At 72.3% G+C, this 15,330-nt stretch carries 13 protein-coding genes and 1 pseudogene; 8 read left to right on the top strand and 6 right to left on the bottom strand.

The features are described from left to right. Positions 1 to 277: 277 nt before the first annotated feature. From ACZ516_RS13755 to ACZ516_RS13725, 7 genes are all read left to right on the top strand, one after another. On the top strand, positions 278 to 1,342 hold the full coding sequence (locus ACZ516_RS13755) for a phytanoyl-CoA dioxygenase family protein (protein ID WP_361084814.1): 1,065 nt from the start codon (positions 278 to 280) through the stop codon (positions 1,340 to 1,342). After that, the gene (locus ACZ516_RS13750; protein ID WP_361084817.1) at positions 1,324 to 2,643 is read left to right on the top strand and encodes a DUF6271 family protein; all 1,320 of its coding nucleotides are present in this window, start codon (positions 1,324 to 1,326) and stop codon (positions 2,641 to 2,643) included. The genes ACZ516_RS13755 and ACZ516_RS13750 overlap by 19 nt, the downstream gene beginning before the upstream one ends. Continuing rightward, entirely contained in the window at positions 2,640 to 3,830 is a 1,191-nt protein-coding gene (locus ACZ516_RS13745; protein WP_469010207.1) for a type III PLP-dependent enzyme, read from the top strand. The genes ACZ516_RS13750 and ACZ516_RS13745 overlap by 4 nt, the downstream gene beginning before the upstream one ends. Beyond that, positions 3,827 to 4,399 carry a GNAT family N-acetyltransferase gene (locus ACZ516_RS13740; RefSeq protein WP_469010205.1) on the top strand — a complete coding sequence of 191 codons (573 nt, stop codon included), beginning with the start codon at positions 3,827 to 3,829 and terminating at the stop codon, positions 4,397 to 4,399. The genes ACZ516_RS13745 and ACZ516_RS13740 overlap by 4 nt, the downstream gene beginning before the upstream one ends. Next, positions 4,377 to 5,573, top strand: a complete 1,197-nt coding sequence (locus ACZ516_RS13735; RefSeq protein ID WP_469010204.1) for an MFS transporter — start codon at positions 4,377 to 4,379, stop codon at positions 5,571 to 5,573. The genes ACZ516_RS13740 and ACZ516_RS13735 overlap by 23 nt, the downstream gene beginning before the upstream one ends. Positions 5,574 to 5,717: 144 nt before the next feature. After that, entirely contained in the window at positions 5,718 to 6,632 is a 915-nt protein-coding gene (locus tag ACZ516_RS13730) for an AurF N-oxygenase family protein (protein WP_361084827.1), read from the top strand. Positions 6,633 to 6,698: 66 nt separating this feature from the next. Further along, on the top strand, positions 6,699 to 8,351 hold the full coding sequence (locus ACZ516_RS13725; RefSeq protein ID WP_469010202.1) for an FAD-dependent oxidoreductase: 1,653 nt from the start codon (positions 6,699 to 6,701) through the stop codon (positions 8,349 to 8,351). Between the two features lie 14 nt (positions 8,352 to 8,365). On the opposite strand, the gene ACZ516_RS13720 is transcribed toward ACZ516_RS13725, so the two are convergent. Beyond that, positions 8,366 to 9,679, bottom strand: a complete 1,314-nt coding sequence (locus ACZ516_RS13720) for a phytase (RefSeq protein WP_361084833.1) — start codon at positions 9,677 to 9,679, stop codon at positions 8,366 to 8,368. Between the two features lie 305 nt (positions 9,680 to 9,984). Between ACZ516_RS13720 and ACZ516_RS13715 the strand changes: the two genes are divergently transcribed. Then, positions 9,985 to 10,605, top strand: coding sequence for a DUF1579 family protein (locus tag ACZ516_RS13715; protein WP_469010200.1), 621 nt, complete (start codon positions 9,985 to 9,987; stop codon positions 10,603 to 10,605). Positions 10,606 to 10,826: 221 nt separating this feature from the next. Here the strand turns inward: ACZ516_RS13715 and ACZ516_RS13710 are convergent, their stop codons facing one another. The 5 genes and pseudogenes from ACZ516_RS13710 to ACZ516_RS13690 form a co-directional block, all read right to left on the bottom strand. Beyond that, entirely contained in the window at positions 10,827 to 11,306 is a 480-nt protein-coding gene (locus ACZ516_RS13710) for a glycine-rich domain-containing protein (RefSeq protein ID WP_469010487.1), read from the bottom strand. Positions 11,307 to 11,396: 90 nt separating this feature from the next. Next, a pseudogene (locus ACZ516_RS13705) lies at positions 11,397 to 12,608 on the bottom strand (hypothetical protein); the annotation flags it as partial. 101 nt (positions 12,609 to 12,709) lie between these two features. Then, complete coding sequence (locus ACZ516_RS13700; protein WP_358578769.1) at positions 12,710 to 12,871, bottom strand: hypothetical protein; 162 nt, start codon at positions 12,869 to 12,871, stop codon at positions 12,710 to 12,712. A gap of 81 nt (positions 12,872 to 12,952) precedes the next feature. After that, positions 12,953 to 14,509, bottom strand: coding sequence for a SulP family inorganic anion transporter (locus ACZ516_RS13695; protein ID WP_469010199.1), 1,557 nt, complete (start codon positions 14,507 to 14,509; stop codon positions 12,953 to 12,955). Between the two features lie 54 nt (positions 14,510 to 14,563). Beyond that, the gene (locus tag ACZ516_RS13690) at positions 14,564 to 15,205 is read right to left on the bottom strand and encodes a carbonic anhydrase (protein WP_358578773.1); all 642 of its coding nucleotides are present in this window, start codon (positions 15,203 to 15,205) and stop codon (positions 14,564 to 14,566) included. Positions 15,206 to 15,330 lie beyond the last annotated feature (125 nt).

The raw sequence follows: 15,330 nt of genomic DNA, 5'->3' as shown, positions 1-15,330 counted from the left end.
AGTTGAAGGCAAAAATACCGCCCCGGCCTGATGTGAAGCGTGCGTGAACCGGGGGCGAATATCGTCGTTTTCAGCGACAAGGCGCCCAAGTCAATTGTTGACAGCGGTCGTTGGTCTAGTCCATTTTGATGGTACGCAAGTTCGACGTGGGGCGGATGTGAGACGCGCCGCCCCGGCCGACCTGACGCGGCCCGCCGGCCCGGCGCGGACCTCCCGGGGGGAGCACACCCCCTGCCGCCGTGCCCGCCCCGGAACAGACCGAACCTTGGAGCCCGCCATGCCAGCCTCCGACCGCTACCTCCACCGAGCCCCCGGCGACGTCCCGTACTTCAGCGCCGACGGCGAGACCTACCTGGCGCAGACCCAGCTGCGGGACCTGACCAAGACGCGGCCGCTCAAGGTGCTCTCCGAGGAGGACTTCGCCTTCTGGCAGACGTACGGCTACGTCGTCGTGAAGCAGGCCATCCCCACGCGGGCGGCCAAGGACCTCCTGGACTTCGCCTGGGAGTTCCAGGGGCTCGACCGGGGCCGCCCCGAGACCTGGTACGAGGAGCGCGAGTTCCGCTCGGACCTGGACCGCGAGCTGCACGTCTACGGCTTCGTCGAGGCGTACCACCACCAGCTGATCTGGGACAGCCGCCAGACGCAGCGGGTCTACGACGCCTTCACCGACGTCTGGGACTGCGACGAGCTGTGGGTGACACTGGACCGGCTGAACCTCAACCCGCCCAACGTCAAGAACCGCTCCCGCTCCCTGATCGCCCCCACCGAGCGCGGCTTCGACATCAACCTCCACTGGGACGTCGACACCACCCTCGGTGTGCTGCCCCAGCGCGTGCAGGGCATCATCGCCCTGGACGACACCCGGCCCGAGCACGGCGGCTTCCAGTGCTGCCCCGAGCTGTTCCGCCGCTTCGACCGCTGGAAGGCCCTCCAACCGGACGACCGCGACCCCATCCGCCCCGCGGTCGACCAGGACGACATGCCCGTCGTCCGGCCCGAGCTGGAGGCGGGCGACCTGCTGATCTGGAACGGCCTGCTGGCGCACGGCGTCGCCCCCAACACCTCCGCGAACGGCGTGCGCGCCGTCCAGTACCTGTCGATGATGCCCGCCCTGGAGACCCACGAGGAGCTGCGCCGCTCCCGGATCGACTCCTGGCGCCACCTCACCACCCCCACCTGGAACGCCACCCTGGTCGGCGACGCCGACCGGCACGAGTCCCTGCGCTACGGCACCGCCACCCTCAACGACCTGGGCGAGAAGCTGCTGGGCCTGAAGTCCTGGACCGGGCGGGACACCGACCAGCCGATCGGGGACGCCGCATGCGCCGCATCTGCCTGACCCTGCCCACCAACCGCGCCTGCCCGCAGACCATCGCGGCGATCGGCGCGGAAGCGGCCTACGCCGCCACGCACTTCGACGTCGAGGTGCACCTGCTGATCCTGGACTCCGCCGACCCCGACACCTTCGCCGCGCACGAGCGGGCCGTGCGCGCGCTCGGTGACGTCCCGCGCGTCGTCACCCACCACCTCGGCGAGCCGGAGCAGCGCGCCTTCCTGCGCCGGGTGATCGCCGGGTCCGGGAACGCCAAACCCGAGCTGCTGCTGGAGCTGATGCTCCCCGCCCGGCTCTCGTACGGCGCCTGCACCAACCGCGCGTTCCTGCTCGCCGCCGCGCTCGGCTGCGAGTCCGTGCACCGCAGGGACTCCGACAGCGAGTACCAGAGCGTCGACGGCGCGCCCGTCTTCCCCGTCCACCACGAGCTGGCATCGCTCGGCAAACGCGCGGCCGACGCGGCGCGCGGCGCCGTGCACACCGCCCTCGACGATCGCCACGCCCACAAGCGGGTGTCGATGGTCGGCGGCTCCTTCGTGGGCGAACTGTCCGTCGACATCGGCGAGATACGCGCCCTGGACCCCGAGGTCTACTACGACGTGGTCGGCCTCTGGGCGCCCGGCCACTGGAGCGACGCACAGAAGCGGGAACTCGTCGACGACTCCTTCCGGGGCGCCGGCACCGAGCGGTTCACCCACGACCGGGCGACGCTGACCCTGGTCGACCCCATGCGCGTCGACATGTGCAACATCAGCTTCCACGGCGTGCACGAACGCGTGCCGCTGCCGCCCGCCACCGACACCATCGGCAGCGACTACTTCCTCATCCACCTCGTCCACGACGCCGCGCTGCCGGGCGTCCTGCACAACCGCGACATCGTCAACTTCTACACCCCGGAGCGCAGGACCGACGCCGGCTTCGTCGCGTACCAGACGCGCTTCGTCAAGTTCTTCCTGTCGATGCTCTACTTCAACGTCATCTACGAGCGCATGGCCGAGGCCGGGGAGACGCTCCTGGACGAGCGGGGCCAGGTCCGCGCGTCCCTGGTGGCCGACCTCGTCAGGCAGAGCACCGCACTCGACCGCGCCGAGAACGTCGAACGCCTGGAGCGCGTGGACACCGCCTACCGCAGACTCGGCGGCAGATACGAGCAGTTCGCCGACCTCCTCGCCACCCGCCGCGAGCGTCTCCTGGACGAGGCGCGCGGCGACATCGAGGACTTCGCCCTGCTGATCGAGGCCTGGGAGCCCCTGGTCCGGGCCGCCAGGGACGCCGGTCCGATCCGGGCGGCGGGACAGCCCGCATGAGCGCCACGATGACGCACGAGGCCATCCCGCTGTTCGACGCGCTCGCGGCCGCCGCCGAGGACCAGATCGTCTTCGACCTGCCGGGCATCGAGGAGCGCTACGAGACGCTGCGCCGCGAACTGCCCGGGGTCGCCGTCCGCTTCGCCATGAAGGCCTGCCCGGTGGACGAGGTGCTCACCCGCCTCGCCGGACGCGGCTGCGGCGTCGACGCGGCGAGCCCCCACGAGGTGGAACAGGCCCTGCGCGCCGGGATCCCGGCGCGCCGGATGCACTACGGCAACACCGTCAAGTCCGACCGCGACATCGCCGACGCCCACCGCCTCGGCATGCGCGACTTCGCGACCGACAGCCTGGAGGACGTGACCGCCCTCGCGCGGCACGCCCCCGGCGCCCGGGTGTTCTGCCGCCTCGCCACCACCGGCGAGGGCGCGCTCTGGGGGCTCAGCAACAAATTCGGCTGCTCGCCCGAGGACGCCGTCGCCGTGCTGAGTGCGGCCCGCGAACTGGGTCTCGTCCCCGCGGGCCTGTCCGTTCACGTCGGCTCCCAGCAGATGACGGCCGAAGCCTGGCGCGACGCCTTCGACCGGATCGCGGACGTGCTGCACGCCCTGGCCCGGTGCGGCATCCCCCTGGACCACGTCAACCTCGGCGGCGGGCTGCCCGCCCTCGGTTACCGTGACAAGCACGGCCGGGCGCTCGACCCCCCGCTGGACAAGATCTTCGCCGTGATCCGCGAGGGCATGGCGCGCCTCGGAGAGATCCCGGGCCACCGGCTCGGCTACGTCGTCGAACCCGGCCGCTACCTCATCGCCGACCACGGCGCCATCCGCGCCCACGTCTCCCGGCTGGCGGCCCGCCGCAGTCCCGACGGTGAGCGGCAGTACTGGCTGTACCTCAGCTGCGGCAAGTTCAACGGCCTGTACGAGATGGACCAGGTGCAGTACCGCCTCGTCTTCCCCTCCCACCGCGGCGCCGAGTCCGTCCCGGCCGTGGTGGCGGGCCCCACCTGCGACAGTGACGACGCCTTCTCGCACGAGGACGGCCTGGTCCCGGTGCCCAAGGCGCTGGCCTCGGGCGACCCGGTGTGGGTGCTGTCCTGCGGCGCGTACGCGACCAGCTACATGACGCGGGGCTTCAACGGCTTCCGCCCGCTGCCGTACACCTGGATAGACGGCGGGGACACGTGAACCACGACAGACGCGTGCACCACGCGCCCCTCATACGCCACATCGCCGCCGGCGACTGGCCGGACATCGCCGTCCTCGAACGCGGTGCCTACAGCCGCCTCGGCCTGTCGGAGGGCCGGGCCGCGCTGGAGGCCAAGGTGAGCGCGTCGCCGACCACCTGTTTCGCGCTGGACCTGACCGGCCGGCTGGCGGGCTACCTGCTGGCCCTGCCCTACCCCGAGTCCGCCTACCCGGACCTGCGGGGCGCCGAGGCCGGGCCCGCGCTCCCCTCGCGCAACCTGCATCTGCACGACATCGTCGTCGCGGAGGACCTGCGGCACCAGGGCCTCGCCCGGCTCCTGCTGAGCCACCTCACGGCCACGGCTCGTCACCAGGGGTACGAGCGGATCTCCCTGGTGGCCGTCGGCGGCAGCGAGACGTTCTGGTCGGCCCGCGGGTTCACCGCCGGACCCGTGACCCCGGCCGGATACGGCCCGACCGCCGTGTACATGTCCAGGGCGCTGCCGGCCGGGCCGGCGCCGCGCCGAGAATCGGAGAAGTGGGCTGATGCGGGTGCTCCGCGTGCGTGATCCTTTCCATCGGGGCCAGTTGGCGATCGCGGCCCTGTTCTGCTCGCTCGGCTTCCAGTACGCGACCTGGGCGTCGCGCATCCCCGCCCTCAAGAGCGGCCTCGGTCTGAGCGCGGCGGAGGTCGGCGTGCTGCTGATGGCGGCGGGAGTCGGCGCCGCGGTGTCCTTCCCCCTGGTGGCCGCGCTGATGCGGCGCCTCGGCTCGCAGCGCCTCGCGACGCTGTCGGCGCTCTGCCTGGCGCTGGCGCTCCCGGCACTGGCCGCGGCGCCGAACTACCCCCTCGCGCTGCTGGTCATGTGCGTCGACGGCGTCCTCGTGGGCTGCCTCAACGTCGCCATGAACGCCCAAGGGGCCGCCCTCGAAGCCGCCTTCGAACGCAACGCCATGGCCCGGCTGCACGCCACCTTCAGCGGCGGCTCCCTGCTCGCCGCGCTGCTCGCCTCCGGCATGAACGCGCTGACCACCTCCGTCACCGCGCACTTCGTGGCGGCCGCGGCGATCCTGCTCCTCCTCGTGGCGTTCGCGCGGACCGGCCTGCTGACGGACGGCCAACGCGCGGCCCCGGCAGCCGGGAAGGGGGAGAAGAAGCGCGCCGGGAAGTGGGCGCTGCCCTCCCGCGTGACGCTGTGGATGTGCGTCGCGATGGCCTTCGGCACCGTCACCGAAGGCGCCATGAACGACTGGTCGGCCCTCTACCTGAAGGACGTCGCCGGGGCCTCCGCCGAAGTGGCGCCCCTCGGCATCGCCGTCGTCTCCGGAATGATGGTCGTGGCCCGCCTCTTCGCCGACGGCTGGCGCAGCCGCTGGGGGGACGGCCGGGTCGTCCTGGTGGGCAGCGCGCTGGCGGGCGGGGGCCTGATCCTCGCCCTGGTCAGCGGGGGACTGGTGCCGGCGCTGCTCGGCTTCGCCTGCGTGGGCCTCGGCATCGCGGCCGTCACCCCGTGCGTCTACGTGGCCGCGGCGGGCCAGGGCTCAAACTCGCTGACCCTGGTCGCCGCCATGGGGACGACGGGGCTGCTCGCCGGGCCGCCGCTGATCGGCTTCATCGCCCACGCCGGCAGCCTGGTGTGGGGCTTCACCGCCGTCGCGGCCTCGGCGCTGGTCGTGTCCGCGTGCAGTACGCGCATCCGCTGGCCCGCACCGGCGCCGGCCGAGCCGGTGAGCCAGACCTAGTCACCACCTGTCGCACCTGGTGGCTACTTGAGGGTAGGCCTACCCGACCCCCTTGTTATACGGTCTGTCTAACAAGGGGGTCGTGGCGTGCCGTGCGGGGCGCCGCGGTCCCTGCCCTGACGTCTTCAGTCAAGGAGCCGCGACATGGCAGGCAGCACTGTTCGGCCGAGCGCACAGGAGCAGTCCCCGGAGGGCGACATAGCCGGGCGGCTGCTCGACTCCGCCGCCGTCCTGGCGTACGACCCGGCCACCGAGGTCGACTGGGACACGCCGCTGGACCGTGACTTCCACGGGGCGAGCCCCGAGTGGTGCACGCTCTACGGCACCGCGTACTGGCGGGAGATGACCGAGGAACAGCGCAAGGAGCTGACCCGGCAGGAAGCCGCGTCGGTGGCCAGCACCGGCATCTGGTTCGAGATGATCCTCCAGCAGATGGTGCTGCGCGACGTCTACGCGAAGGACCCCACGAGCGCCGAGGTCCAGTGGGCGCTCACCGAGATCGCCGAGGAGTGCCGCCACTCGATCATGTTCGCCCGCGGCGCCGAGAAACTCGGCGCGCCCGCCTACCGGCCGCACCGGCTCGCCGTCGAACTGGGCAGGGTCTTCAAGTCGGTCGCCTTCGGGGAGGCTGCGTACGCCGCGATCCTCGTGGCCGAAGAGGTCCTCGACGTCATGCAGCGCGACTGGATGCGGGACGAGCGGGTCGTGCCGTTCGTACGCACGATCAACAACATCCATGTCGTCGAGGAGTCGCGGCACATGAAGTTCGCCCGCGACCAGACCCGCAAGCGGCTCGCGGGCGCGGGCCGGGTGCGCCGCCGGCTCAACGCCCTGGTGATCGCCATCGCGTCGTACGTCATCGTCACCAGCATGGTGAACCCCAAGGTCTACGCGAACGCCGGACTCGACGAGAAGCGCGCCCTCGCCGAGGCGAAGGCCAACGAGCACCACAAGTCCATGATGCGGGCCAGCTGCGCGGGGCTCATGGAGTTCCTGGCCTCGTGCCACCTGCTCACCAAGCCGGCGCTGGTCTTCTACGAGCGGGCCCACCTGATCTGAGCCGTCCCGCGTCCGAGCCGATCCCGTTCCGATCCCGCTGATCCGAGCCGAGCCGAGCCCACGAACATGACCTACGCCATCACCCAGACCTGCTGCGCCGACGCCACCTGCGTGGCCGTGTGCCCGGTCAACTGCATCCATCCCACCCCGCAGGAACGGGCCTTCGGCAGCACGGAGATGCTGCACATCGACCCGGAGACCTGCATAGGCTGCGGCGCCTGCGCCGACGCCTGCCCCGTCGACGCGATCTTCCCGGTGGACCGCCTGCCCGCCGAGCAGCGGGAGTACGGCGCCATCAACGCGGCGTACTTCGAGCGGAGCGGGGTGCCCGCGCCGGACCGCGAGGGGCCGAACTTCCACTCCTGGGACGAGCCGGACTTCCCCCGGGTGCTGCCCGCGGACTTCGCGCCGCTCAAGATCGCCGTCGTCGGCACCGGACCGGCCGGCATGTACGCCGCGCAGGACCTGCTGCTGCACACGAACGCGGAGGTGACGCTGATCGACCGGCTGCCGGTGGCCGGCGGTCTCGTGCGCCACGGCGTGGCACCCGACCACCCCGCGACGAAGAAGGTCGGCGACACCTTCGCCCGCTTCCACATGCACCCGAGGGTTCGGATGCACCTGGGGCTCGACGTGGGAACCGACGTCACCCCCGAGGAGATCGCCGCCCACCACGACGCGGTGATCTACGCGGTGGGCGCGTCCGCCGACCGCCGTCTGTCGGTGCCGGGCGAGGACCTGCCCGGCAGCATCTCCGCGAGTGCCTTCGTCGCCTGGTACAACGCCCACCCCGACGCGCGCCCCGACGGCATCGACCTGTCGGCGGAGCGCGTCGTCGTGGTCGGCAACGGCAACGTCGCCCTGGACGTGGCCCGCATCCTGCTCGCCGCTCCCGAGGCCCTGGCCCGCACCGACATCGCGGACCACGCCCTCACGGCGCTGCGCGACAGCCGCGTCCGCGAGGTGGTCCTGCTCGCCCGGCGCGGGCCCGAGCACGCCGCGTACACCAGGTCCGAACTGCTCGCGCTCAAGCACCTGCCGGGGGTGGAGCTGGTGGTGGACGACCACGACCCGCGGATCGCCCTCGCCGTCGACGCGGCGGAGCCGCCGGGCAAGGCGGCCGTCCTGCGCGGTGTCGGCCGGCGCCGGGTGGACTGGACGCGGCCGCCGGATCCCGGGCGGCGCATCGTCCTGCGCTTCCACTGCGAGCCCGCCGAAGTCCTCGGCGAGGACCGGGTGGAGGCCGTGCGCGTCGTGTCCGACGAGGGGGAGTCGATCCTGCCGGCGGGCATGCTGCTGCGCGCGATCGGCTACCGGGGGACGCCGGTGGCGGGCCTGCCCTTCGACGAGAGCAGCGGCACCGTGCCGCACGAGGGCGGCCGCGTCACCGGGCGGCCGGGGACGTACGTCGTGGGCTGGATCAAGCGGGGTCCGACCGGCGGCATCGGCGCCAACCGCACCTGCGCCGCCGAGACGGTCTCCACCCTGCTGTCCGACGCCGTCGCCGGGAGCCTGCCCGAGCCCCGCCACCCCACGCGGGCCTTCCACCGCCTGGTCCGCCGCCGCAACCGCCGGGTGGTGGACGCGCGCGGTCTGGCCGCGATCGAACGGGCCGAGACCGAGCGGGGCCGGCGCGCGGGGCGCCCCCGGGTCAAACTGGCCACGGTCGACGAACTCGTCGCCGCGGCCAGGTCGAGGCGCGGGGGCCTGCCGCGCTGAGCGCGCCCCGGCGGTCAGTCCTCCAGGGCGTCCTTCACGTCGCCGAGGTCCACGAACTTGAAGTTGGTGGAGGGGCGTTCGCCGTCCCCGGGGGCGTCGTGGCCGTCCTGCACCACGAGCAGGCCGTCGGGGAAGTCGGGGCCGAGCGGCGCGGCGAGCGCGGCGGCGCCGTCGCACTCCTCGGAGCCGTCCAGGGTGGCGGAGGCCGCCGCGACGCGGAAGCCGCCCTCGTACTCGTTGGCGTCGGACACCTCGCGGTCGTAGGCGACGAAGGTGTTGTCGCCCTGGCTGGAGGCGAGGAGGTAGCCGTCGCCGTCCTGCTCGGTGAGCAGCGTCAGCCCTTCGACGTCGGCGGTGACGCGGGTGCCGCCGAAGCCGGGGTCGGCGCCCGCGACGCACTCCTCGGTCTCCTCGTCGTAGGTGCCGGGGACGCCGTACTCACGGACCTTGTCGATGAGCTTCGGCGTGCCGGTCAGATCGGCGCGCACGCGCCACACGCCGACGTCCTCCTGCCCGGCGTACAGCGTGCCGTTCGCCGGGTCCACCACCATGCCCTCGACCTGCGGCAGCTCGCCCGGCTCACCGCAGGGTGACCACGAAGTGCCGTTCGGCAGGCGGAAGTCGGTGGGCAGGTCGAGCGTGCGTATCTTGCGGTACCCGACCTTGCCGCCGGCGGCGGGGGTGAGTTCGAGCAGCGCGAGGGTGGACCGCTCCCGCCGGCTGACCAGGGCGTAGGAGCGGCCCGTGGACTTGTCGGTCCAGGTGGCGAGGCCGTACGCGGTGCGCTGCTCGTCGATCTCCTCCTGCGAGGAGGAGAACACGGGCGGGGCGGCCGGGTCCGTGACGTCGGTGAGCGGGGCGCCGGGGCGATTGCCGTCGATGCGGTGGAAGCGGAGCCGGTCGCTGCCCCGGTCGCTGGTCACGGCGAGGTCGGCGCGGCCGGTCGTCAGGCGCAGGCCGTGCACCAGGTCGACGTTGTTGAAGCGGCCGGGCGCATGGTCCGGGCCGGGCGCGGCGGGCGCCGGCACGGACTGCACCTCACGGGCGTGCAGGTCGTAGACGCGCAGACCGCCCTGCTTGGCGGTGGCGATCACCAGGCTGCGGGCGGGGTCCGCGGCGTTGCGCCAGATCGCCGGGTCGTCCGCGTCGGCGTCACCGCCCGCCTCGTCGTCGTGCAGGGCCGGGGTCTCGGCGACCGGGGTGACGGCGGGCAGGGCGGCGCGCGAGCGGCCCTGCTCCGCAGCGGCGTGCACCGGCAGTGCGGCCGCGGTGAGCGCTGCGAGCGCCGTGGCGAGGACGAGCGTCGTCGACCGGGCGGGGCGGTCCATGACCACGTGGGAACTCCTTCATCAGGCAGGTCGCGAAGTGCGACGCGGCGAGTGTGTGATCCCTGGATGAAGAGTTGCCGACAAATAACACAACGTCAATTAGTGCAGCGTATGAACAAATGGAGACGGCCGTTCGTGACCACCGTCGACCGTTCGTGACTACTTTCGGGGCGAACTGCTGCCGCATATGGCCCTTAATCAATCGAAATGATGCGGTAATCGGTCAGAAGGCGGTGATCCTTTGCCAAGCGCCACCTGATGGCCGGTGTCAACAGCCGGTCGACTTCCGGATGGATGGGGGAACGATGGCTACAGAGAACAGGGGTGTGCACGCCCCGCGCGGTTACGCCCCGGGGTGGCGGACCGGCTCCCGCACGCGGTGGCGGCGGGTGCGCTTCGACACGGTCGCCACCGCGGCCGGCGCGGTCCTGCTCGGCGCCTCCTCGGCCGGGGCGGCGGCCCGGGCGCTGCCGACGAGTGCGCCACCGCCCTCGGAACGCATGCGTGAACTGGACTTCCTGCTCGGTACGTTGCGCTGCCTGTTCGCCACGGGCTCGCTCCGCACCGCCCGGGTGCGCCCCATTCTGGGCGGCCACTACTACCAGCTGGACCTGACGCAGGTGCGGGAGCGGAAGAGCGGACGGGTCCGGGGGAGCTGGGTACTCGGGTGGGACCGGGTCGACGGCCGGTTCGTCTCCTACTACTTCGACGACGCCGGCATGCGCGGCACCTCGACCTCTCCGGGCTGGCGGCAGGGCCACTTCGTCCTCACCGGGACCTACGCGCTCGGCGAGTCGCAGCGGCCGGTGGCCATCAAGCGGGACATCACCCGCGTCGACGAGGACCGCTTCACCATTCGCGAGCACATCGAGAAGGGCGGGACGTGGCAGCTGCTCGACACCCAGGACTGCCACCGCAAGAGGTGAGGCCCGCCCCGGGAAGCAGGGGAGCAGGGGACCCGGGAAGGGCCAGGGGCCAGGGGGCAGGGGAAAAGACGAGGCCCCGGTCTCCGTCACGGAAACCGGGGCCTCTCACGAGCGCTGGGCAGGCCTTGCACCTACATCTCCCCACAGGAAGTGGGGCGCCTTTCCTTGGACCACCAACGCCGGGCCCGGAGCCGGATTTCCGGCGGCGAGCTCAAGATCGATCATAGCGCATGTTCGCGAGACGTTCCAAGCGCGGCGATCTCCGTGAGGGGCATGCCCAGTTCCTCGTGCAGGAACCGCACGACCGTCCAGTGCGGCAGCGCGTCCGCGTCGAAGGGGCCGAACGACTCGGTGTAGAGGGGGATCCACCGCAGCGCCTCCTCGGCGGCCTTCTCGCGGCCCGGGTCCGCCTGGTAGGCGTCGTACGAGATGCTGCGGTGGTGGATGAAGTGCCCGCCGGGCAGGCGCTGTTCGCACAGCTCGCGGTACTCGCGGGTCTGCAGGATCAGGTAGTGCCAGATCTCGTCGATCTCCTGCTCCACCGGGAGGAAGAGGCCGCCGAGCCGCTCTGGGTGGCGGGAGATCAGGTAGAGGTAGCGCAGGCACTCGCGGACCTGGTGGGTGACGCGGGCGGTGTCCGGGGCTCCGGGCCTCGCGGCGAAGTGGCGCACCACCTCGGCGTGCAGGTCCGCCCCGAGCAGCTCTTCGCAGGTGGGTGCCCGGCGGGGCGCTTCGGCGGTGACGGCCGCCCGGTCATCGGGGCCCTCGGTGGCGGTAGCGGTGGCGGGGGTCGTGGTGAGCCAGGCGTACTTCCCCGAGCGCCCGATGGGCACGTGGGCGCGGTGCTCCACCTCGCACGCGCGGCCGGTGAGCTTCTCCACCGCCGCGGCCAGTTCGGTCGCCTCACCCGGGGCGAGCGGTGCGCCGTCGAACGTCGTGCACCACAGCCGGCAGTGTCCCGCACCGGTCAGGCGCAGTTGGTGCAGGAACACCCGGGGGCAGACGGCGGCGACGCGGGCGTCGAGGTCGGCCTGGGCGACGGGTCCGTCGGGCGTGGCGAGCAGCTCCTTCTCGCGGCCGCAGAAGGAGACGATCCGCTCCGGGTCGTCGCTGCCGTCACGGGTGCGGACGCAGTCGCCGGAGCGGTAGCGGACCAGCGGCATGTAGGGGTTGCGGACGCTGGTGACGATCAGGCTGTGGATGCCGCTGCCGGGCTCCACCGGGATCAGCTCCACGCTCATGTCGTGCAGGTAGGGGCGGTAGCCGCCGTCGGCGTCGCTGTAGAAGAGGTAGCCCAGCTCGGTGCTGCCGAACAGGTCGACCACCGGGCAGTCGAAGTGCTCCCGCAGGGACGCGCGCACGTTCAGCGGCGTGTACTCGTACGCGTGCACGATGCCGGCGGGCCGGGGGAAGCGGTTCCACAGGTCCTCTTCGGTGACTTTGCGGATCAGATGGGCCAGGTGGTACCCGGAGCAGTCCAGGAGGTAGGCGCCCTGTGGGTGCGCGGCGGCGACCTCACGGATCTCCGCCAGCATCCGCTCGACCTCCGCGCGGTCCCAGTCGGCGGGGTCCAGGCGGCGGTTGAGGTACAGCGTGCGGTCGTCGAGCCAGCGCTCCCCGGGAGTGGCCCCGGGCTTGGCGGCGTTGACGCGGCTGACGTGCTCGGTGGCCAGGACGGTGGTCAGGGAGATCCGGCGGGCGCCGTCGTGCCAGAGGGGCCCGAGGTCGGGGTGTTCGCTCCACAGCCGGTAGTAGGAGCGCAGCAGGAAGTACGGGGGCCGGATGAGCCGCATGCGGGCGTGGTTGGTCCCGGTGGACAGCACGTACTCGGCCTCGCCCGTCTCCAGGGCGCGCGACAGCTCCGGGGTCATCCAGTTGGCGGGGAAGTCCCGGGCGATCTCCGGCTTCTCGAGGATCGGGAAGTCTCCGCGCTCGACGGACGCGCGGTAGAGGGGGATGTCCCGGACGCGGTCCAGGACTTCGGGGCTCGGCACGGGGTTCAAGGCGGCTCCGGGGCGATCTGGCGACGGCGGAAGGGGCGAGGGGGCGGGGCCGCCGCAGGGACGTGGACGGTCGCGGCGGCGGCCCCATGGGTGTTACCGGTTCAGGAGATGCAGCCGGTCTTGCCGGTGGCGCTGATGCACCCGCTCTTCGGTGCCGCGCTGATGCAGCCGTCCTTCGCGGACCGGGCGCCCGAGGCCGAGTTGGCGGCCACCCACTTCTGCCACACGGACTCTTCCGTCATCCGCTTGATGAGCTGCTCCATGGTGAACCTCCGTGAGAGATGGTTGAGTTGCTGTGTGCGGTGGTAGAGGCGGCCGACCGGAGTCGGCCGTCGGGGGGCCGGTCAGCCGTGTGCCCGGGCCTCGGCGCGCTCGGGCTCCTCGGCCGGTTCGGCGGCCGGGTCGTCGGACGCCTGCGGGAGCCTCATCCGTACGGCTTCCGTGCCGCTGTCGTTGTGCCGCAGCGCCCAGTTCTCCAGCGCGGTGCGGCAGGCGTGGTCGAGGTGGCGCACCACGGTCAGGTCGAGTTCGATGGGCCGGTCCTTGGGCAGGGCCTCCAGCGTCTCCAGGATGCGGGGCAGCCGCAGGAACGTGGCGTTCCCCGTGAGGGTCACGATCTGCCGGCCGCCGGGCAGTTCCCGTACGTCCACGTGCACATGGGAGGTCTCCCAGGCGGACTTGACGACGGCCAGGACGAGGCCGAGCACCACGCCCTCGAACATGTTGGTCACGACGATGGCGATCGCCGTGGTGGCCAGGACGAAGGCCTCGCCCCGATGGGCGCGGGCGAGCGGGACGATCTCCTTGAAGGGGATGAGCTTGCAGCCCGCGTGCACCAGCACACCCGCGAGCGCCGCCAGCGGGATGATGCCGAGCGCCGTGGGCAGCAGCACGGCGAACAGCAGCAGCCACGCGCCGTGCAGGATCCGCGAGAGCGGGGTGCGCGCCCCGGCCCGCACATTGGCGGAGCTGCGGACGATGACCGCGGTCATCGGCAGGGCCCCGAGCACGCCGCACACCGTGTTGCCGACGCCCTGGGCGACCAGCTCTTTGTCGTAGTGCGTGCGGGGGCCGTCGTGCATGCGGTCCACGGCCGCGGCGCTGAACAGCGACTCGGCGGAGGCGATCAGGGTGAACGCCAGGACGGTGCCGAGCACGGCCACGCCCCCGAGGCCGGCCAGATCGCCGAGGCCCGGCGGCTGCACGGCGTCCACCAGCCCCCGCACCGTCACGTTCGCCACGTCCAGGCCGAACCCGGCGACGACGGCGGTGGCCAGCGCGACGGCGGCCAGCGGCGCCGGCACCGTACGCGCGGCCGCGGCGGGCAGCTTCGGCCAGAGCACGAGCACGGCGATGGTGCCGAGGCCGACGGCCGCGGCGGTCAGGGACGCGGTGTCGCTCAGGACGTCCGCGAGCAGCCCGGGCAGCCCGGCGAACTTGTCGATGCCGGAACGGGGTTGCTGCGCCCCCGCCATGGTGTAGAGCTGGCCGAGGATGAGCACGAGTCCGATGCCCGCCAGCATGCCCTGGACGACGGAGACGGATATCGCGCGGAACCACCGGCCGCACCGCAGCAGACCGAGGGCTATCTGGAGGGCGCCGGTGAGCAGCACGATCGCGCCGAGCATGCCGAGGCCGAACTCCTGCACCGCCTCGAAGACGAGCACGGTCAGACCGGCGGCGGGCCCGCTCACCTGGAGGGCGCTGCCCGGCAGGCAGCCGACGACGAGTCCGCCGACTATGCCGGTGACCAGGCCCAGTTCGGCGGGGACACCGGAGGCCACGGCCACGCCGACGCACAGCGGCAGGGCCACGAGGAAGACGACGAGGGAGGCGAGTATGTCCTGGCGCAGGACGCCGGGCTCACGCAGTGCGCGGAAGGGGGAGAGGAAGGAGGACATGAGGGTGGGGGGTCCTGTCGTGGGAGCGGGCCGGACGGAAGGCTGCGGCGGTCCTCACAGGGGACCGAACGCCGGGCGGCCGTCGGACGACGGACGGTGGGCACTGACGGTGCCGGTGTGCACTTCGTAGTACCAGGCGTGCAGGGCGAGGGAGCCGTCGGCGACGCGCTCACGGACGCAGGGGTACGCGCGCAGTCTCTCCAGCTGGGCGAGTACGTGGGTCTGCACGGCCTCGGCCACATCGGGCGAGGTGGGTATGAGGGAGCGCAGGGCGTCGTCCGGAGCGACGGAGTGCTCCAGCCAGTCGCGCACGGCCGGCACGGCCGACAGGTCCTCGCCGCGCACCAGGGCACCCACCGCGCCGCAGTGCGAGTGTCCGCAGACGACGATGTCGCGGACGCCGAGCACCCGGACGGCGTACTCGATGGTGGCCGCCTCGCTCATGGGGTGGCCGGCGCGGTCGGGGTGAGCGGAAGAGGGGTAGGGCGGCACGACGTTGCCCGCCGTGCGGAGTTCGAAGAGTTCGCCCGGGCGCGCTCCGGTGATCAGGGCCGGGACGACGCGCGAGTCGGAGCACGTGACGAAGAGTGCCTCGGGGGACTGGCCGGCACCGAGCGCCTCGAAGGCGGCGGTGTTGCGGGGGTCCGCGACGTGCGTCGCGGCGAACGAGCGGGCGTTGTCGATCAGTGACTTCACGGTGGCCTGCCTCCTGCGTCTCTCCGGCGGGCGCCGGGGACGCGGTGTGGTCGGGTCGATGACGAGGTGGGGGGAGGGGGCGGCGCCCGGCCGCTGTGGCGGCGGGCACCGGGTCGCCCGGTACG

The organism is Streptomyces sp. NPDC034037, assembly GCF_055575715.1.
The sequence above is the reverse complement of the archived record's forward strand: the minus strand, read 5'-3'. Positions and strand labels throughout refer to the sequence as shown.